This is a genomic window from Trinickia sp. NRRL B-1857 (assembly GCF_050470685.1).
GTDB lineage: Bacteria > Pseudomonadota > Gammaproteobacteria > Burkholderiales > Burkholderiaceae > Trinickia.
The window spans coordinates 2,221,856-2,239,967 of the sequence record NZ_JBFLUK010000001.1 but is presented as its reverse complement, the minus strand read 5'-3'; the positions used below and the strand labels follow the sequence as shown (position 1 = coordinate 2,239,967).

The 18,112-nt window shown below is 64.7% G+C and carries 19 protein-coding genes; 14 read left to right on the top strand and 5 right to left on the bottom strand.

All coding sequences use genetic code 11. From position 1 onward, the window contains the following. Window positions 1-837, bottom strand: coding sequence for a type III pantothenate kinase (locus AB1286_RS09960; RefSeq protein ID WP_430363123.1), 837 nt, complete (start codon window positions 835-837; stop codon window positions 1-3). Next, on the bottom strand, window positions 834-1,757 hold the full coding sequence (locus tag AB1286_RS09955; protein WP_430363122.1) for a biotin--[acetyl-CoA-carboxylase] ligase: 924 nt from the start codon (window positions 1,755-1,757) through the stop codon (window positions 834-836). Before AB1286_RS09955 ends, AB1286_RS09960 begins: the two co-directional genes overlap by 4 nt. A gap of 163 nt (window positions 1,758-1,920) precedes the next feature. On the opposite strand from AB1286_RS09955, the gene AB1286_RS09950 reads away from it, so the two are divergent. The 8 genes from AB1286_RS09950 (at window position 1,921) to AB1286_RS09915 (ending at window position 8,693) form a co-directional block, all read left to right on the top strand. Beyond that, the gene (locus AB1286_RS09950; protein WP_430363121.1) at window positions 1,921-3,048 is read left to right on the top strand and encodes an MlaE family ABC transporter permease; all 1,128 of its coding nucleotides are present in this window, start codon (window positions 1,921-1,923) and stop codon (window positions 3,046-3,048) included. Then, window positions 3,045-3,923 carry an ABC transporter ATP-binding protein gene (locus tag AB1286_RS09945; RefSeq protein WP_430363120.1) on the top strand — a complete coding sequence of 293 codons (879 nt, stop codon included), beginning with the start codon at window positions 3,045-3,047 and terminating at the stop codon, window positions 3,921-3,923. Before AB1286_RS09950 ends, AB1286_RS09945 begins: the two co-directional genes overlap by 4 nt. Before the next feature lie 51 nt (window positions 3,924-3,974). Next, window positions 3,975-4,952 (top strand): MlaD family protein, encoded by a 978-nt coding sequence (locus AB1286_RS09940; protein ID WP_430363119.1) that lies wholly within the window; start codon window positions 3,975-3,977, stop codon window positions 4,950-4,952. A 25-nt stretch (window positions 4,953-4,977) separates the two neighbouring features. Continuing rightward, the gene (locus AB1286_RS09935; protein ID WP_430363118.1) at window positions 4,978-5,682 is read left to right on the top strand and encodes an ABC-type transport auxiliary lipoprotein family protein; all 705 of its coding nucleotides are present in this window, start codon (window positions 4,978-4,980) and stop codon (window positions 5,680-5,682) included. Window positions 5,683-5,805: 123 nt separating this feature from the next. After that, a complete protein-coding gene (locus AB1286_RS09930) occupies window positions 5,806-6,138 on the top strand; it encodes a (2Fe-2S) ferredoxin domain-containing protein (protein ID WP_430363117.1) in 333 nt (110 codons plus the stop codon). A 28-nt stretch (window positions 6,139-6,166) separates the two neighbouring features. Continuing rightward, window positions 6,167-6,793 (top strand): alpha/beta hydrolase, encoded by a 627-nt coding sequence (locus AB1286_RS09925; RefSeq protein WP_430363116.1) that lies wholly within the window; start codon window positions 6,167-6,169, stop codon window positions 6,791-6,793. 378 nt (window positions 6,794-7,171) lie between these two features. After that, the gene (locus AB1286_RS09920) at window positions 7,172-8,410 is read left to right on the top strand and encodes a D-alanyl-D-alanine carboxypeptidase family protein (RefSeq protein WP_430363115.1); all 1,239 of its coding nucleotides are present in this window, start codon (window positions 7,172-7,174) and stop codon (window positions 8,408-8,410) included. Between the two features lie 13 nt (window positions 8,411-8,423). Then, entirely contained in the window at window positions 8,424-8,693 is a 270-nt protein-coding gene (locus AB1286_RS09915; protein WP_430363114.1) for a DUF493 family protein, read from the top strand. Here AB1286_RS09915 and AB1286_RS09910 read toward each other — a convergent pair. Beyond that, window positions 8,677-9,591: a transcriptional regulator GcvA gene (locus AB1286_RS09910; protein WP_430363113.1), complete on the bottom strand. Its 915-nt coding sequence runs from the start codon at window positions 9,589-9,591 to the stop codon at window positions 8,677-8,679. The genes AB1286_RS09915 and AB1286_RS09910 overlap by 17 nt on opposite strands. Window positions 9,592-9,704: 113 nt before the next feature. Between AB1286_RS09910 and AB1286_RS09905 the strand changes: the two genes are divergently transcribed. From AB1286_RS09905 to lipA, 3 genes are all read left to right on the top strand, one after another. Further along, window positions 9,705-10,028 carry a DUF2917 domain-containing protein gene (locus AB1286_RS09905; RefSeq protein ID WP_430363112.1) on the top strand — a complete coding sequence of 108 codons (324 nt, stop codon included), beginning with the start codon at window positions 9,705-9,707 and terminating at the stop codon, window positions 10,026-10,028. A gap of 95 nt (window positions 10,029-10,123) precedes the next feature. Beyond that, entirely contained in the window at window positions 10,124-10,936 is an 813-nt protein-coding gene (gene lipB / locus AB1286_RS09900) for a lipoyl(octanoyl) transferase LipB (protein WP_430363111.1), read from the top strand. Next, window positions 10,929-11,936: a lipoyl synthase gene (gene lipA / locus AB1286_RS09895; protein ID WP_430363110.1), complete on the top strand. Its 1,008-nt coding sequence runs from the start codon at window positions 10,929-10,931 to the stop codon at window positions 11,934-11,936. The genes lipB and lipA overlap by 8 nt, the downstream gene beginning before the upstream one ends. A gap of 118 nt (window positions 11,937-12,054) precedes the next feature. Here the strand turns inward: lipA and AB1286_RS09890 are convergent, their stop codons facing one another. Then, window positions 12,055-12,345: a BrnA antitoxin family protein gene (locus tag AB1286_RS09890; RefSeq protein ID WP_430363109.1), complete on the bottom strand. Its 291-nt coding sequence runs from the start codon at window positions 12,343-12,345 to the stop codon at window positions 12,055-12,057. Window positions 12,346-12,668: 323 nt separating this feature from the next. Here AB1286_RS09890 and AB1286_RS09885 point away from each other — a divergent pair, with 323 nt between their 5' ends. The 3 genes from AB1286_RS09885 (at window position 12,669) to AB1286_RS09875 (ending at window position 17,403) form a co-directional block, all read left to right on the top strand. Next, window positions 12,669-13,967, top strand: a complete 1,299-nt coding sequence (locus AB1286_RS09885; protein WP_430365030.1) for a dicarboxylate/amino acid:cation symporter — start codon at window positions 12,669-12,671, stop codon at window positions 13,965-13,967. Between the two features lie 72 nt (window positions 13,968-14,039). Further along, window positions 14,040-15,974: a sensor histidine kinase gene (locus AB1286_RS09880; RefSeq protein WP_430363108.1), complete on the top strand. Its 1,935-nt coding sequence runs from the start codon at window positions 14,040-14,042 to the stop codon at window positions 15,972-15,974. Between the two features lie 46 nt (window positions 15,975-16,020). Further along, window positions 16,021-17,403 (top strand): sigma-54-dependent transcriptional regulator, encoded by a 1,383-nt coding sequence (locus AB1286_RS09875; RefSeq protein ID WP_430363107.1) that lies wholly within the window; start codon window positions 16,021-16,023, stop codon window positions 17,401-17,403. A 59-nt stretch (window positions 17,404-17,462) separates the two neighbouring features. Here AB1286_RS09875 and AB1286_RS09870 read toward each other — a convergent pair whose 3' ends face one another. Then, a complete protein-coding gene (locus AB1286_RS09870) occupies window positions 17,463-17,993 on the bottom strand; it encodes a TlpA disulfide reductase family protein (RefSeq protein WP_430363106.1) in 531 nt (176 codons plus the stop codon). Window positions 17,994-18,112: the final 119 nt, after the last annotated feature.

The following is an 18,112-nucleotide window of genomic DNA, read 5'->3' as shown; positions in this document are numbered from 1 at the left end:
TCACGTCTCCTTATCGTTCACGTCCCGTTCACTTTCCTCAATCGAGCAACCGCTCCGCCCTTGCATCGCGATCAACGCAAGTCCCGCCAACACGAGCGTGTCGTGACGCGTGTGCGGGACGTCGAGCACCTGGGCGACTTCGTCGGCCGCGCCGCCGCCCACGACGAGCCGCACCGTCTTGCCCCAAGCATGCGACAACTCGCGCCACGCCCGCTCGATGAGCCCTGCCTGAGCGAGTCGCGATCCGGCCGCGATCGCGTGCGGCGTATCGGTCGCAAACCAATGCGCCGGTGCGTCGTCGACGAGTATGCGCGCCGAGTCGGCGGCCAATGTCGGCAATTGGGCCGTATGCTCGCCGAGCGAGCGCATCATCAACGACCACCCGGGGGCGATCATCCCGCCGACGAACCGGCCGTCCGCGGTGAGCGCTTCGAGCGTCGTCGCGGTACCGAGCGTCGCGATCAAAAGCGCTTCGCCCGGAAACGCCGCGTGCGCACCGATGAGACTGGCCCAGCGATCACTGCCGAGCCGCTCGGGGATGCCGTAGCCGTTGATCACGCCGCACTGCCGGGCGCACGCCCGAACGAACGTACGCGGCACACCGGGCCAATGCGTGTCGATGCGCCCCGCCAGCCGCTCGGCGACGGCCTCGCCGGCGACATTCGATATCCAGGCGCCGCTCGGTGCGGGCAACGCCGCCCATTCGGGATCCGCCTCGTTCTCCGGTGCATGCGCGAATACGCCGCCGCGCACGATCGTACCGTGCCCGTCGGCGAGTGCCCACTTGATACGGCTATTGCCCGCATCGATCAAGAGAGACGGCGCGGGGCCGGTCATGACGCGTCGTCGGCGAGCCGCAGCGAGACGTCGCCCGTCGCGATCGCCTGGATGCCGCTCTCGGTTGCCAGCAAGAGCTGTCCCGAGCCGTCGACGCCCGTTGCGGTGCCGCGTGCGAATTCCGTGCCCTTTTCGATCAGCACGACCTCGCGGTTCGCGTAGGCGTGGTAGGCATTCCAGCGGTCGGCGAATGCCGCGAAGCCATGTTTGCCGAAGCGCTCGATCATTTCCGTGAGCGCTTTGACGACGACGGCCAGCGTATCGGTCAGGTTCGCATCGGGCAGCGCTTGCGAAAGTGCGGCGGGCGGGGTGCCGCGCGCTTGCGTCGGCACCGTCGCGGCGGTCGCTTTCAATTCGGCCTCGAGCGCTTCGTCGCGACGCACGTTGATGCCGACGCCGATTACCACGGCGCTCGCGCTTGTCGTGCTCCAAGCCGTCTCGATCAGGATGCCCGCGAGTTTGCGGCCGTCGAGCAGCACGTCGTTCGGCCACTTCAACTGCAAGCGCGTAGCTTCGCTCGGGGTCAGGCGCGCCAACGCATCGACGACTGCAACGCCCGTTGCGAGACTTAGGCCGGCGAGCCCCGACAGCGGGCACGGCAAGACGCAGGCGAGCGAGAACGTGAGCGCGTGGCCCGGCGTCGCTTGCCAAGTGCGTCCTTGCCGCCCGCGGCCGGCGGTTTGCCGATAGGCGGCCCGCACGGCGTGCACGCCCAAGGCGACGCGCTCGCGCGGCAGCGCCTTCATGCGCGCCATCAAGTCCGTGTTCGTGGAGGCGGTCTCGTCGACGATCTCGAGCGCCTCCGATGGGATCGCGCTCGCGCCGCCGGCGCGCGCGCGGTCTCGATCGATGCGCCAGTCGTCGCCGCCCCCTTTCGGGGCGGGTTCCGGGCTCGGAGGAGGAAATAGGGTATCGGTCATAGCTGTATTGTAGTGGGGCCGGCGCGAAGCGGCGTGCCAACCTCGCGGCACCGGTCGGGCGGCAAGACGCCGCGCAAATGGGGAGTTCGGTGCGTTCGAACGCTGCGCTCGCACGCGCCCGCTACAATGGCCGCAACTTACTTACCGTCTGGGCTTTGCCTCCTTGGACTTCGACACCCCGCCCGGCTTGACGATCGAGACCGGCAGCCTCGGGCCGCTCGTCACGCTGTCCGGCCAATGGACCGCGCTGGCGCTCGCGCGCGACCGAGCCCGCGCGGGCGCCACGTCGCGCCTGGCGGCCCTCGCGCGCGCGGCGCCCGCGCATTGGGACCTGTCGGCCGTCGAGCGGATGGACCACGTCGGCGGACAAGCGCTGTGGCGAGTCTGGGGCCGGAAAATGCCCGAGCACATTGCCTTGACGGACACCCAGCGCGACATCTTTGCCCGCATCGCGCTGCTGGAAACGCAGCGCGAGTCGCCCGAGCCCGTGGAGCGCATCGATGTCGTTACCGCGCTCGGCCGTGCAGTATTGGGTTTCGCCGATCACGCCTACGGCGGCATGGCGATGTTCGGCCGATTCGTTCTCGATACGCTCTCGGTGGTACGCCGCCCGGCCCGCGCGCCGTGGCTCGAGATTTCGGCAAACGTCTATAACGCCGGGGCGAAGGCGTTGCCGATCACGGCGCTCGTCGCGTTCCTGATCGGGATCGTGCTGAGCTACCTATCGGCCCAGCAGTTGCGGCTGTTCGGCGCAAACCAGTACATCGTCAATATTCTCGGCCTCTCCGTGATTCGCGAACTGGGACCGGTGCTGTCGGCGATCCTCGTCGCCGGCCGGTCGGGCTCGGCCATCACCGCTCAGATCGGCGTCATGCGCGTGACGGAAGAACTCGACGCGATGCTCGTCATGGGGATTCCCCACGGTCGGCGGCTCGTGCTGCCGCGCGTCGTGGCGCTTTCGGTGGCGATGCCGCTGCTCGTCATGTGGACGAACATCGTCGCTTTGATCGGCGGCGCGCTGGCGGCACAGCTCGTTTTGGGCATCGACATGGCTTATTTCATTCGCGCCTTGCCGAGCGTCGTGCCGATCGCCAACGTATGGATCGGGCTCGGCAAAGGCGTCGCCTTCGGAATGCTGATCGCGCTGGTGGCCTGTCACTTCGGCTTTCGGATCAAACCGAACTCGCAAAGCCTCGGCACGGGGACGACGGCGTCGGTGGTCTCCTCGATCACGGTCGTGATCTTGGCCGATGCGATTTTCGCCATCGTTTTTCAAAACGTCGGGCTATGACCGCTCCCTTGACCGCTGCCGTGCGCAACTGCCCGCCGCCCGCGATCGCGGAGCGCGTGATCGAAGTGCGCGATCTGACCAAGCGCTACGGTGCGATGCTCGTGCACGAGCATTTGGACTTCGACGTGCGGCGCGGCGAGATCGTCTCGATCGTCGGCGGCTCCGGCTCGGGCAAAACGACGCTGGTGCGTCAGATCCTCGGGCTCGAGGCGCCCACGTCCGGCACGATCGAAGTATTCGGGCGCGACACCTCGGCGATCGACGAGCCGACGGCGCGTGTCATGCGCAGCCGGATCGGCATGCTGTTTCAGCAAGGGGCGCTGTTTTCGTCGATGTCGGTGTTCGACAACGTCGCGCAGCCCATCCGCGAACTCGGCCGCGTGCCCGAACCGCTCCTGCACGATATCGTCATGCTCAAGCTCGAGATGGTGGGGCTGCCTTGCAAGCACGCCTCGAAGATGCCGGCGGCGCTCTCGGGCGGGATGATCAAGCGCGTGGGCATCGCACGGGCGCTGGCGCTGGAGCCCGAACTGCTGTTCTTGGACGAGCCCACGGCCGGCCTCGATCCGAAAGCGTCGGAAGACTTCGTGGAGCTCATCGCCACGCTGCACCGCGCGCTCGGCTTGACGGTCGTTATGGTCACGCACGATCTCGATACGATGACCTCGCTATCGACGCGCGTGGCCGTCATCGCCGATCGGCGCGTGCTCGTCGCCGCCCCGATCGAGGAGGCGGCGGCCGTCGATCATCCGTTTATCCGCGAGTTCTTTTTAGGCCGGCGCGGCCGTCGCGCGTTGCAGGCGCTGCCGCCCGAGCGCCGCGCCAAGCTGCCGCCGGCCGCGCTCGTATCCGCCTCCGCCGAGGTGTCGCTATGACGCGAGGGCGAGCGGCCTTTTGAGGCGTCGCGCAACGACGAGACGAAAGCGATGGAAAACAAATCACATGCGTTTTGGGCTGGACTCTTTACGATCGGGCTAGGGCTCACGATCGCGCTCGCGGTGTTCTGGTTCAATCTCGATCGGACCGTGCGCGTGCCCTACGACCTAATCTCGCACACGAACGTGACGGGACTTTCGACCGATGCCGACGTGCGTTACCGCGGGCTCGAAGTGGGCAAGGTGCGATCGATTCGTTTCGATCGCGCGCACCCCGGCACGATCGTCATTCGCATCGCCGTCGACAAGAACGCGCCGATCACGCGCTCCACGTTCGGCAGTCTCGGATTGCAGGGCGTGACCGGCATCGCGTTCGTGCAACTGGACGATACGGGCACCGATCTTGCCCCGGTCCCGACCTCGGAACGCAGCGTGGCTCAATTGCCGATGCGGCCCGGATTGCTCGACCAGTTGCAAGAGCGCGGCGATGCCTTGATGAGCGAATTGCAGAGCGTGGCCGCGCGCGCCGACGCGATGCTGTCCGATCAAACCCGCACGCAGTTGCTCGCAACGGCGTCGAGCCTGCAACACGCGGCCGACGCGGTCACGCAGCTCGCGCAGAGCGCCGCCCCCGCGGCGGCTCAGTTGCCCGGGACGATGAATGCGCTCACGCGCACGCTCGCTTCGACGAACGCCATGGTGACGACGCTGTCCGCGCCGAGCGGACCGCTCGTTTCGAACTTGAATAAGATCGGCTCGGCGGCCGATCGCGCCGGCGGCGCACTCGCGACGATGGACGCTTCGCTGCAAGCGATGTCGACGCGGCTCGACTATGAGACGCTGCCGCGGATGAACAGGCTTGCCACCGATGTGAGCGGGGCCGCGCGTGCATTCGATCGCGCGGCCAACGCCTTCAGCACGAGCCCGAGAAGCTTGCTCTTCGGCGTGGGACGCGCCGAGCCGGGGCCCGGCGAGCCGGGTTTCGCCTGGCCCGCGCCTTCACCTTCGCCCACGGACGCGGGGCATTGAACGAACCGACGAGGAAGCGCACAGCATGACAGGGACATCCGATCGAAGCGCGCATGCGCAGGCGCCGTACGGCGGCGCAAAGGCCGGGCGACGCGCGCGGCGCACGCTTGCGCGCACGTTGCCGGCAGCGGTATGCGTGCTGGCGGCACTTGCCTTATCGGGGGCGATCGCGGGGTGCACGTTCGGCACGCCGGCGGCGATCTCGAACATCCGCTACGACCTCGGTCCGCCGACCCCGCCCGCCTACGTGGGCCAGCTGCCGACGCTGCGCTTGTTCGACGTGCGCTCGCCGGCCTCGCTGGACACCGACGACATCTTGTACCGCATAAGCTACGCCGATCCGCACCGGACGGCGGCCTATGCCAATAGCCATTGGACGATGCGGCCCGCGCAATTGCTGACCGAGCGCGTGCGCGGCGCTTTGGCCGCTCGCGGGGCGGTGCTGAGCGGCGGCGAAGCGGTGAACGCGCCGTTGCTCACGATCGATCTGCAACAATTCGAGCAGGTTTTCGACAGCGAAAGCCAGAGTCATGCCGTCCTCACGGCCCGGGCGACACTAACGCGCGACGGCGTGCTGATCGCGCAGCAGACGTTCGAGGCGCGAGCGCCGTCGAGCACGGCCGATGCGGCGGGCGGCGCGCAGGCGCTGTCGGCCGCGAGCGACCAATTCGTCGCCCAACTTGTGGCGTGGCTCGGCATGCAGTCAAGCGCGGTCGCGAACGCGCGATGAATCGCTCGCGTAGGGCTTAAGCGGCCGCGCGCGGCGCTCGCTATAATCGGCCGACCTCCTCATCCGGCCCGCGCCGCGCAGATGTCCGCGCGGCGGGCGGCACCCTTTCCGAGGCTGAAGACCATGGATTCCTTCTATAAGTACCACGTCTTTTTTTGCACGAACCAACGCGCTCCCGATGCGGAGCGCCCGAGCTGCGGGCGGCGCTGCGACTCGGAGAAAATGCTCGACCATACGAAAAAGCGCGTGAAGAACCTGGGCCTCGCGGGCCCCGGCAACGTGCGGATCAACAAAGCCGGCTGCTTGGACCGTTGCGAGCAAGGGCCGACGATCGTCGTCTATCCCGAAGGCACCTGGTACACCTATATCGACGAGACGGATCTCGACGAAATCGTCGATTCGCATCTGAAGGACGGCAAGATCGTCGAGCGGCTTTTGATCGACCAGCCTACTTGAGTCAACGCGCTTTCGCGCAGCGTCAGTCATGAACGTCCATACCAAGAAATACCTCATCGACGGTCCCGTCGGCAAAATCGAAGTCGCGCTCGACCGTCCCGAGGGCGACGCGCGCGGCATAGCGCTCGTCGCGCATCCTCATCCGCTGTTCGGCGGGTCGATGGACAACAAGGTTGCGCAAACGCTCGCGCGCACGCTCGTGCAGCTCGGCTATATCACCTACCGCTCGAATTTCCGCGGCGTGGGCCAGACCGAGGGGCAATACGACGAGGGTGTCGGCGAACGCGACGACCTCATTGCCGTCATCGGGCACATGCGCGAGCAACCCGGGCAGGCCTCGATGCCGCTCGTGCTTGCGGGGTTCTCGTTCGGCACGGCAGTCGTGTCGCACGTGGCGCGCATGCTCGCCGAGCGCGAGCAAAGCGTCGAGCGGATGGTGTTCGTCGGCACGGCCGCGAGTCGCTTCGAAGTGGCGAACGTTCCCGAAAACACGCTCGTCATTCACGGCGAGCAAGACGATACGGTGCCGATCGTTTCGGTGTTCGATTGGGCGCGACCGCAGGAGCTGCCCGTCGTCGTGATCCCGGGGGCCGAGCATTTTCTGCATCGCAAGCTGCACATCTTGAAGCGAATCGTCGTCGATGCGTGGCGCTGAGCTGCCGCTTCGCTTGCATTGACCTGACGAATCGGCCGCTTGGCTCGGACGGAAAAGGCTTTCACCCGGCCGACGAGAGCCTGCTTTCGCCGCGAAAAGCGCATTTTCAGCGAGACGTGCCGCGTATAATGGGCGAAATTTTTTTCGCGCCGTCTCGTCGATGCGGCCCCGTACGTGTCATGCGTATCGGGTGAAGCATCGGCACACGGGAGCGATCGACGCGAACCGAATTGCGCGCCGCCGGTCAAACGGGCGCCGCGCAAACCGCGTCGCCCGTTCATCGTGCGCCGTGACGGGCGGTTGAGAACCGCCGACCGGCGGCCGGCATTTCCCGATCGCGCGCGCCTGCGCGCTTCGCTTTACTGCACGAATCGATCTATGCGTTCTTCCTCGTTCCGCTTCCCGTCCGTTGCTTCGTCCTTCGTTCCTTCTTCGCTTCACCGTACCGCAGGCATCGCCGCATTGACCGCCGCGACGCTCGTCGCAGGTGCCGTTTATGCGCCGGCCGCGAGCGCGCAGGTGCCGCCGCCCGCCGTGACGGCCCGTTCGTGGGTGCTCGTCGATGCGACGAGCAATCAAGTGCTCGCATCGGGCAATGCCGACGAGCGCGTCGAGCCCGCGTCGCTCACGAAATTGATGACGGCTTATCTCGTCTTCGAAGCGTTGCAGACGAAGAAGATTTCGATGGATCAGGTCGTGATCCCGAGCGAGGCCGTGCGCCGCGTTCGCAACGACGAATCGCGTATGTTCATCGAAGCGCAGAAGCCCGTGTCCGTGCACGATCTCGTCTACGGCATGATCATTCAGTCGGGTAACGATGCAGCCATCGCGCTGGCCGAGCTCGTCGGCGGCAGCGAAGCGCATTTCGTCGAAATGATGAATGCCGAAGCGCAGCGGCTTGGGATGAAGGGGACGCACTATGCCGACGTGAACGGCATGCCGTCGCCGGGACACTACACGACGGCCGCCGATCTGGCCGTGCTGTCGGCGCATTTGATCCGCGACTACCCCGAGTACTACAGCATCTTCTCGGTCAAAGATTTCACGTACAACAAGATCAAGCAGCCTAACCGCAACCGGCTGCTATGGATCGATCCGACCGTCGACGGCTTGAAGACGGGCCACACGCAAGCGGCCGGCTACTGCCTGATCGCATCGGCCAAGCGTCCGCTGCCCGGCGTGGCCGATGCATCGCGCCGCCTCGTCAGCGTGATGATGGGCGAGGAAAAAGAGCACGAGCGCGTCCAAGACAGCATGAAGATGCTGAACTACGGCTACTCGGCTTACGATACCGTGCGCCTGTTCAAAGCCAATCAGAGCGTGCAGACGCCGCGCGTCTACAAGGGCGCGGCCAATTCCGTGCAAGTGGGCGTGAAGAGCGACCAATACATCACCGTGCCGCGCGGGATGGGCGAGAAGATCAAGCCCCAGTTCGTGCTGAACGAGCCGCTCGTCGCGCCGATCGCGAACGGCCAGCAAGTGGGCACGGTGCAAATTGCCGCCGACGGCAAGACGCTCACGCAGTTCCCGATCGTCGCGCTGCAAGCGGTGCCGCAAGCGGGCATCGGCGGACGCGTGTGGGATTCGCTCTTGCTGATGTTCGGCAAGAAGAAGTGATGGAGGTACGAGCATGAGCCCGGTGAACGAGTCCCTATTCGAGTTTCCTTGCGACTTTCCGATCAAGGTCATGGGCAAGTCGCATCCCGACTTCATGGAGACGATCGTGACCGTCGTGCGGCAGTTCGATGCGAGTTTCGATGCGGCGCGCGTCGAAACTCGGCCTTCGAGCGGTGGCAACTACACCGGCCTGACCGTCACCGTGCGTGCGCAAAGCCGGGAGCACCTCGACGATATCTACCGAGCCCTAACCGGGCATCCGATGGTCAAGGTCGTGCTGTAAGCTGCGCGCGAAAATTCGCCACTTCCTCTATCAACCACCCACGGAACGCTTGAACCCGCGCGCTTGCCAATAGGGGCGGCGGGCAGACGAACCAATACGACGCCGCGCTCGGCGCGTCGATCTCGAACAGTCGCACGAGCCGCCCCGTGGCCAGCTCGTGCGACGCGATCGAGCGCCTGACCATCGCGATGCCTTGCCCGTCGAGCGTTGCCTGAAGCAGATTCGACGAATCCTGATAGAGCACGCCACGGCGCGGCTCGGGTACGCCGGCAAGCCCGGCGGCTTGAAACCATGGCTGCCACATCTGATCGTCCGACCGCAACAGCCGCGGCGATGTCGCCAATTCGGCCGGTGTTTTCGGCAGCACGCCGTCATTGAACGTCGGCGCGCAAACCGGGAACGACACCTCGTCCAGTAGCGCCTCCACATACAGATCGGAATAGGGGCCGGTTCCGAACCGGATCCCGACGTCCACATCGTCGCGCGCAAAATCCGTTAGCGCGTTGGTCGACAACAGCTCGAGATCGATATGGGGGTGGCGCTCGATGAAACGTCCGATGCGGGGCGTAATCCAGCGCGCGGAGAAGGAGGACGCTGACGAAACGACGAGCCGCCGTGCCCGCTGGCCTTCGCGTACTTCGCGCGTGGCGTCGGCGAGCGTGATCAGTGCGGCGCGCACGGCCTTGGCGTAGCGGCAGCCTACGTCGGTTAGGCGCACCCGTTTGCCTTCGCGCATGAACAACGGGCTGCCGAGTTCGTCCTCGAGCGCTCGGATTTGATGGCTCACCGCACCGTGCGTAACGAACAATTCCTCGGCCGCGCGCGAGAAGCTTTCGTGTCGGGCGGCTGCCTCGAAGACCTTCAACGCATTCAGCGCCGGCAATTGTCGTAAGTTCACGGAGCCTCGAATTGTTAGTTTTTCTCACATCGACGTGAGAATTGATCGTTTTGGCGATTGCCTTGTTCCGCCTAGGATTGTAGGCATGCAGTCAACCTCGTGGTGTAACGATCATGCGACAAATTTCTTCAAGTATCACGTTCGAAATCGCACCTGGCGAAACGCTGCCGATGATGATCGCGCATAGCACGCGCGTTTCGGTGCACGGTGCGCCGGTCTGGGTGACGCGTAGCAACGATGTCGAGGACTATTGGCTCGAGCCGGGCCATTCGCTGCATCTTAGGCCCGGCGAGCGTCTTTGGCTCAGTAGCGAAGGACCGCATGAAGCGCGCGTCTCGTTCGTCGCGCCGCTCTCGCGCGCGGCGGTGGTCGCCGATCTCGCGAGTGCGTTGTCCGATTGGTGGGCGGCGCGCTGGAGCGGCTGGCGCACGGTCTAAGGTGCCGCCGGTGCCCGAATCGGCTTGATTTCGCGCAAGCGATCCCGGTCCGCCTTGGGCGGATCGGTGCCGATTCCGGTAAACTGGCGGCCATTATGTGTGCCGCATCGACCTCTTTGTCCGTCTCCCCGTTGCCGTTTTCCTCGAATGCGGGGGCGCCCGACGCGGTGCCGAGCGGAGACGCTACCGCCGCCTTGGCGGCGGTGACTGAGCCTGTTACCGAGCCCGTGGCCGCGCCGATCGTCCGTTGGTTGGGCGTCGTGCCGTACGAACTCGGGTTCGACTCGATGCGCGCATTCACGGAAGCGCGCACGGCCGATACGCCTGACGAAATCTGGCTTGTCGAGCATCCGCCGGTCTTCACGCTAGGCCAAGCGGGCAATCCCGCGCATCTACTCGTGGCCGATCCCGCCATTCCCGTCGTTAAGGTCGACCGGGGCGGACAGATCACCTATCACGGCCCCGGACAAGTGCTTGCCTATCTGCTGCTCGATCTGCGCCGGCGCAAGCTGATGGTGCGCGAAATGGTGATGCAGATCGAGCAAGCCGTGATCGATACCCTCGCGGCGTATAATCTCACCGGCGTACGCCGGACCGGCGCGCCCGGCATCTACGTGGCGCCGGGGCACGGAGCCGACGAACACGAGGGCGCGAAGATCGCCGCGCTGGGCCTGAAAATCCGCAACGGATGCAGCTATCACGGCGTGAGCCTGAACGTGAAGATGGATCTGCGGCCGTTTCTCGCGATCAACCCTTGCGGCTACGCGGGGCTGGAAACGGTCGATATGGCGACGCTCGGCGTCGCCGCCGGCTGGAACGAAGTGGCCGAAACGCTAGCGGCACGGCTCGCCGCGAACCTCGCCGGTGCAACTCGCACTCGCTCATCGATTGGATCACCGAATGACTGACGTTACCGCTCAACCGAGTGGCGCCTCCGACGCGCCGCAAGCCGCGACTCCCTACGACGCGACCGCCAAGCAAAAGGCTCAAGCGAAAACGGCACGTATTCCGATCAAGATCGTACCGATCGAAAAGCTGAAAAAGCCCGAGTGGATCCGCGTCAAGGCCGCCACGGGCAGTTCGCGGTTTTCCGAGATCAAGCAGATCCTGCGCGAGCACAATCTGCACACCGTGTGCGAAGAGGCAAGCTGTCCGAACATCGGCGAGTGCTTCGGCAAGGGCACGGCCACGTTCATGATCATGGGCGACAAGTGCACGCGCCGCTGTCCGTTCTGCGACGTCGGACACGGACGTCCCGATCCGCTCGATACGCAAGAACCGGCTAACCTCGCACGCACGATCGCGGCGCTTAAGCTCAAGTACGTCGTGATCACGAGCGTGGACCGTGACGATTTGCGCGACGGCGGGGCGGGCCATTTCGTCGAATGTATCCGTCAGGTGCGCGAGCAGTCGCCCGCGACGCGCATCGAAATCCTGACGCCCGATTTCCGTGGCCGCCTCGACCGCGCGCTCGAGATTCTGAACGCGGCGCCGCCCGACGTCATGAATCACAACCTCGAAACGGTGCCGCGGCTTTATAAGGAAGCGCGCCCCGGTTCCGACTACGCGCACTCGTTGAAGCTGTTGAAGGACTTCAAGGCGCTGCATCCCGACGTGCCGACGAAGTCGGGCATCATGGTCGGCCTTGGCGAGACGGAAGAAGAGATCTTGCAAGTGATGCGCGATCTGCGGGCGCACGACGTCGACATGCTGACGATCGGCCAGTATCTGCAACCGTCCGTGCACCACTTGCCCGTGCGCGCTTACGTTCATCCCGACACGTTCAAGATGTACGAGGAAGAGGCCTACAAGATGGGCTTCACGCACGCCGCGGTGGGCGCGATGGTGCGCTCGAGCTACCACGCCGACCAGCAAGCTCACGACGCCGGTGTGGAGGGCGTGGTCTAACGAATCCGGCCTAGCCCACTAGGCTTTTATTGCGAGCTGCCTGCGCGGCTGCGCGGTCGATCAAAACGGTCGGTCACGCAGCCGCGTTTTGTTTTGGCCTAACAATCGGCGCTAGGGCTTAGAGCAACCCGTGTGACTTTGCGTAATCGCGTAATGCGTCGTTGATGCGTGTTTGCCAGCCGCTGCCTTGAGCACGATAGGCTTCGACGATGTCGGGATCTATGCGTAGCTTCAATGCGATTTTTGCGCTCGCAGATTTTGGACGTCCACGCCGTTTCAACATCTGTGCAGCCGCCTCGTCCCCGAAAAGATCCGGGAGCACCGCTTCCGCGGGTTGTGCTCGAGCGAACTCGGCCTCGCCCCAAATGGGATTTTCGTCCGCGGGCTCAGTCATTTTTCTCTTGCTCATATCTTCCGACCTCCCGGCGGTTTGCTTTGCGCCGGCTGATAACGTGTACCTTACCGTCAATCCTAATTTGTACCCCCAAAAATTGGCGATCGCTTCGCCGAGGTCGACGATTCAGACGCGTTGAGCTGTCCGAAGAGCCGGAGGCCGTGTGATTGAGTTTCCGGGAACCTGGACCGTGAGGAAGTATTTGATTTTAAGAAATAATAAAAATCAAATAGTTAGGAGTGTTTTCGCACTGGCATTGACCTTGCAATCGATGGACCCCACGAACGGCCGCCTGGGCCGGTCGACTTATTTCAAGCTGGGAGACATCGATGCGTCCTCTGAAGAAACCTTTCTATCGAATCCTCTACGTACAGGTCATCGCGGCCATCATTGCCGGCGTGGCGCTCGGGCATTTCTCTAGCGCGCTCGCCATCGACATGAAGCCGCTCGGAGACGCATTCATCGCGCTCGTGAAAATGGTCATCGGGCCGATCATCTTCTGTACGGTCGTCTCCGGCATCGCCGGCATGGAAGACATGAAGAAGGTCGGCCGAGTCGGCGGCAAGGCATTGCTGTACTTCGAAGTAATCTCGACCTTTGCGCTCGTGCTGGGGCTCATCGCCACCCACGTGCTCAAACCCGGCGCCGGATTCAACGTCGACGTGCATTCGCTCGACGGCAAAGCCGTGGCCGCCTACGCCGCGAAGGCGCACGGCCAGAGCACCGTCGACTTCTTCATGCACATCATCCCGCGCACGATGGTCGATGCATTCGCGCAAGGCGAGATCTTGCAGATCCTGCTCGTGGCGCTGCTGTTCGGTAGCGTGCTCGCCACGATGGGAGACCGCGGCAAGCCCGTCACCGATTTCATCGAAAGCGTCTCGCAGGTGCTGTTCGGCATCGTGCGCATCGTGACCAAACTCGCCCCGATCGGTGCATTCGGCGCGATGGCCTTCACGATCGGCAAGTACGGGATCGGCTCGCTGCTCCCGCTCATGAAGCTGATCGGCACGTTCTATCTGACCTCGATCGTCTTCGTGCTCGTGGTGCTCGGTACCGTCGCGCGGCTCGTCGGCTTTAACATCGTGCGCTTCGTCGGCTACATCAAGGAAGAAATGCTGATCGTGCTCGGGACGAGCTCGTCGGAAGCGGCCCTGCCGCAATTGATGGCCAAGCTCGAAAAGCTCGGCTGCTCGCGTTCCGTCGTCGGCCTTGTCGTTCCTACGGGTTACTCGTTCAATCTCGACGGCACGAACATCTATATGACGATGGCCGTGCTGTTCATCGCCCAAGCGACGAATACCGATCTCACGCTCACGCAGCAGCTCACACTGATCGCCGTCGCCATGCTGACGTCGAAGGGCGCCAGCGGGGTGACCGGTGCGGGATTCATCACGCTGGCCGCAACGCTCGCCGTCGTACCGACGATTCCACTGTCGGGCATGGTGCTGATCCTTGGGATCGACCGCTTCATGAGCGAGTGCCGCGCGCTGACCAACATCGTCGGTAACGGGGTCGCTGCCGTCGTCATCTCGGCCTGGGAAAAAGAGCTCGATCGCTCGAAGCTGCGTGCGGCGCTCACGCGCGGCGCGGTGGCGCTCGACGCGGAGACCCAAACGAGCACTGCGGGCGTCTAAGGTTTTGGCGGTGCGGGCGCGGGTAGGCGGCTATGCCACAATAGGTCACGTCCTCGCCGAGGGGCTGCCATCGTGACTCGCCGTCTGATCGTCGTTCTCGCGCTTGCCGCCGCGCTGCTCGCCGTGTGCGCGGCCACGTGGCGCATCGCTTGGCTGCGCGGAATCGACGTGCTCCGGCAGCAGGCCGCCGCGCGCGCCGACCGCACGGCCAGTGCACTCGGCGACACGCTCGAACGCTACGAATCGCTGTCCTATCTCGTGGCGAGCCATCCCGTCGTCGCGGAGGCGCTCGACACGGGCTCGCCCGACGCGCTCGTGCGCGCCGATCGCTATCTCGCGGATGCCAACGCGCATGCGCACGCCGACGTCTCCTACATTATCCGCGCCGACGGCCAGTGCTTGGCCGCCAGCAATTGGGACCGGCCGGATAGCTTCGTCGGCTCGCAATACCGGTTCCGCCCGTACTTCATCGATGCGATGCAAACGCGCGTGGGCCGTTTCTTCGGCATCGGCACCGTCTCGGGCGTGCCCGGGTATTACGTGTCGCAGCCGGTCCGCCGCGACGGTCGCATCGTCGGCGTCGCCGTGCTCAAGCTCAACCTCGAATGGTTTCCCGGAACCGACGCAAACGAGCCGGTGTCGGTCGTCGACAAACACGGCGTAGTGTTTTTGTCGTCGGTGCCCGGTTGGAAATATCGCGCCGTCCGCGATGTGCCGAGCGATGTCGCGCGATCGATCGAAGCGACGCGCCAGTACGCCGGGACGCCGATCGTCAAGCTGCCCATCACGCCGGTGCGCGCACTCGATACGCCCGGTCTTCCGATCGTCCGTGTCGGCGATCGCGCAACCTCGCCCTATTACTTGCTGATCGAGCGCGCCGTGCGCGTGCCCGGCTGGCAATTGATGACGCTTGCGCCGGTGGAATCGGTCGTGGACGATGCGCGCAATACGACCGCCGCGGTCGGCTTCGGCTTCATTTCGCTGTGTTTGCTCGCGTTTTACTGGCGGATGCGCCTTGCACGTGCGCGCGAGCGAGAGGCAGGGCGTGCGCTGCTGCAACGCGCCTATGCGGAGTTGAACCAGCGTGTGGAGGCACGCACGGCCGATTTGTCGGCTGCGAATGCGCAGTTGCTCACCGAGGTCGCGGAGCGCACGCGCGCGGAAAACGAGCTACGCGCCGCGCACGCCGAGTTGCTCCAGACAAGCAAGCTCGCCGCGCTCGGGCAGATGGCCGCCGGTATCACGCATGAACTCAACCAACCGCTGGCGGCGCTGCGCACGTTCTCCGACAACACGCGCGTCTTGATCGAGCGCGGCGAGCTTCCCGCCGCCCGCGAAAATCTCGAAGCGATCGGCGCCCTCACGGAGCGCATGGGCAAGATCACGAACCAATTGAAACTGTTCGTCGGCCGGGCTCAGCCGAGCAATGCATGCTGCCAATTGGCGCGTGCGCTGCGCAGCGCGACGCAAGTGCTCCAAGATCGGCTGCGCCGTGTGTCGTTTCAGGTGCGCACACGCGAAGTCTCACGCTTGCCGGACGCGCACGGGGAGGAGCTCGTTAGCGCAGCGAACGCATATGTTCCGATGAACGTAGAGGCCGAGTATCCATCGCTCGTCGTGCATTGCGACAGCCTGCGTCTCGAACAGGCGCTCATCAACTTGATCGGTAACGCCCTCGACGTGTTGGAGCCGGTGGTCGATCCGCGCCTCACGGTCGATATCGATGTCGGCGCCCAGGCGCTGGCGATTTCCGTGCGCGACAACGGCCCGGGTATCAGCCCCGAGGCCTTGCCCCGGGTCTTCGAGCCGTTTTTTACGACCAAGGCGGCGAGTCAAGGACTGGGTCTGGGACTTGCGATCGCGTCGTCGATTGCGCGCGATTGCGGCGGTACCCTGATCGCCCGCAACGAAGCGGGCGCGGGGGCCGTATTCGTATTGAGGCTGCGTCGCGCGGCCACGCTATCGCAAACGGCGTGGGTGCAAAGCGGCCAAGCGTCGCCCGGCTGATCGGCTTGGACGGCGTGAACTTCTCTCTAGGTATTTCGACATTGCCATGAATGCGACGGCATCCACAGACAACGTGCAGGTGATCTTCATCGAAGACGATGAGCTCGTTCGGCGCGCGAGCGTGCAAAGCCTACAGCTCGCCGGCTTCGCCGTGGGCGGGTACGGCTCCGTGGAGGCAGCCGAGCGCGCCTTCGCGCAGCTCGACGAGCGATTCGAGGGCGTTATCGTCAGCGACGTCCGGCTGCCCGGCGCCAGCGGCCTCGATCTGCTCGCACGGTGCCGGCAGGCGGCGCCGGACGTGCCCGTTATCCTCGTCACCGGACATGGCGACATTTCGATGGCCGTGCAGGCGATGCGCGACGGTGCCTACGATTTCGTCGAAAAACCGTTTTCGGCGGATCGTCTCGTCGATACGATCAGGCGCGCGTTGGAGCGTCGGCGTCTGGTGCTCGAAAACGCCGCGTTGCGTCGCGAATTGGCGGAACGCGACGCACTCGTGCCGCGCATCATCGGCCGTAGCGCGGCGATCGGCGAAGTGCGGCGGCTTATCGCCAATGTCGCGCCGACCGATGCGCCCGTGCTGATCATCGGCGATACCGGTGCAGGCAAGGAACTCGTGGCGCGCAGTCTGCACGAGTTGTCGCCGCGGCAGGCCAAGCCGTTCGTCGCCGTCAATTGCGGCGCGTTGCCCGAAGCGATGTTCGAGTCGGAGATGTTCGGCTACGAACCGGGTGCATTCACGGGCGCGGCGAAACGCCGCATCGGCAAGCTTGAATATGCGTCGGGCGGCACGGTGTTTCTCGACGAGATCGAGAGCATGCCGCTGCCGCTGCAAGTCAAACTGCTGCGCGTCCTGCAAGAAGGAACGCTGGAGCGTCTAGGTTCCAATCAACCGGTTCGCGTGGATCTGCGCGTGGTCGCGGCGGCCAAGGGCGATATGCAGACGCTCGTGGCGGCGGGAACGTTTCGGCGCGATTTGCTCTATCGGCTCAATGTCGTGACGATCGAGGTGCCGCCGCTTATCGAGCGCCGCGAGGACATCGTCCCGTTGCTCGAGCATTTCGTGCTCGAGGCGGCCGTGCGCTATGGGCGCCCCGCGCCGATGCTGACGGCGCGCCAGCGCGCGGACTTGATGGCGCGCGACTGGCCCGGCAACGTGCGCGAGCTGCGCAATGCGGCAGACCGGTTCGTGCTCGGGATCGAGCCCGCGTCGGGTGGGCTCAAGGCAGGCGGGAGCGAGACGGCGCGTTCTTTGAAGGAGCGAGTCGAGCAATTCGAGCGGGCGGCGATCGCGGAGGTGCTCGAGCAGCACGGCGGCGCCGTTTCGCTGGCGGCCGACGAGTTGCAGATCGGCAAGGCGACGCTTTACGAGAAGATCAAACGATACGGCCTCGCCGAACGTGGCGAGGCCGGGAAGGATGGCGGTTAGTCAGCGGATGGACGCCTTGTGGTCCCTTAGCACCTTGCCGCGTTTCGCGACGCACGGGTTTAAGCCGAGCCGAGCGCCTTTTGCAGCAACTGGTCGAGTTCCGCGAATTGCGGCTCGCCGACGTAACGCTTGAGGATCGTGCCGTTCTTGTCGACGACGAACGTTGTCGGCGTCATTTGGACATTGCCGAATTGCTTGGCGGCGCTGCCGTCGTCCATGGCTACTTTGAACGGCAACTTGCGCGTTTGCGCGTAGTTCACGACGTACATCGGCGCGTCGTACTGCATCGCCACCGCCACGAACTCGAGGCCTTGGCCCTTGTAGCGGTTGAACGTGTCGACCATCTGCGGCATTTCCTTGATGCACGTTTCGCAGTCGGTCGCCCAGAAGTTGACGAGGTAGACCTTGCCCTTCAGGTCGGAGGTCGACAGCTTTTGCCCGGACAACAGCGTGAACGTCGCGGTGGGCACTTGTTGGCTGTGGCCGAACGTGAAATATCCGGCGATCGCGATCGCGGCGGCCGCGCAGGCGAAAGCGACGTAACGCAGCGCTCCGGCTCGGCGCGTGGGGGAAGCGGGGGTTTGGCTCATGGATACGACCTCTTGCTGACGATCACGGCTGGGTGGGCGGAGCAACTCGATGGCGAGCGATCCGCATGCGCGATTCGGCGCCGCCATTTTACCCCCTTTCGCAAAACGCAGTCGGTTGC

Coding starts and splice junctions, on each gene's coding strand:
- AB1286_RS09960 (WP_430363123.1), bottom strand. CDS start 837: ATGACCGGCCCCGCGCCGTCTCTCTTGATCGATGCGGGCAATAGCCGT.
- AB1286_RS09955 (WP_430363122.1), bottom strand. CDS start 1,757: ATGACCGATACCCTATTTCCTCCTCCGAGCCCGGAACCCGCCCCGAAA.
- AB1286_RS09945 (WP_430363120.1), top strand. CDS start 3,045: ATGACCGCTCCCTTGACCGCTGCCGTGCGCAACTGCCCGCCGCCCGCG.
- AB1286_RS09940 (WP_430363119.1), top strand. CDS start 3,975: ATGGAAAACAAATCACATGCGTTTTGGGCTGGACTCTTTACGATCGGG.
- AB1286_RS09935 (WP_430363118.1), top strand. CDS start 4,978: ATGACAGGGACATCCGATCGAAGCGCGCATGCGCAGGCGCCGTACGGC.
- AB1286_RS09930 (WP_430363117.1), top strand. CDS start 5,806: ATGGATTCCTTCTATAAGTACCACGTCTTTTTTTGCACGAACCAACGC.
- AB1286_RS09925 (WP_430363116.1), top strand. CDS start 6,167: ATGAACGTCCATACCAAGAAATACCTCATCGACGGTCCCGTCGGCAAA.
- AB1286_RS09920 (WP_430363115.1), top strand. CDS start 7,172: ATGCGTTCTTCCTCGTTCCGCTTCCCGTCCGTTGCTTCGTCCTTCGTT.
- AB1286_RS09915 (WP_430363114.1), top strand. CDS start 8,424: ATGAGCCCGGTGAACGAGTCCCTATTCGAGTTTCCTTGCGACTTTCCG.
- AB1286_RS09905 (WP_430363112.1), top strand. CDS start 9,705: ATGCGACAAATTTCTTCAAGTATCACGTTCGAAATCGCACCTGGCGAA.
- lipB (WP_430363111.1), top strand. CDS start 10,124: ATGTGTGCCGCATCGACCTCTTTGTCCGTCTCCCCGTTGCCGTTTTCC.
- lipA (WP_430363110.1), top strand. CDS start 10,929: ATGACTGACGTTACCGCTCAACCGAGTGGCGCCTCCGACGCGCCGCAA.
- AB1286_RS09890 (WP_430363109.1), bottom strand. CDS start 12,345: ATGAGCAAGAGAAAAATGACTGAGCCCGCGGACGAAAATCCCATTTGG.
- AB1286_RS09875 (WP_430363107.1), top strand. CDS start 16,021: ATGAATGCGACGGCATCCACAGACAACGTGCAGGTGATCTTCATCGAA.
- AB1286_RS09870 (WP_430363106.1), bottom strand. CDS start 17,993: ATGAGCCAAACCCCCGCTTCCCCCACGCGCCGAGCCGGAGCGCTGCGT.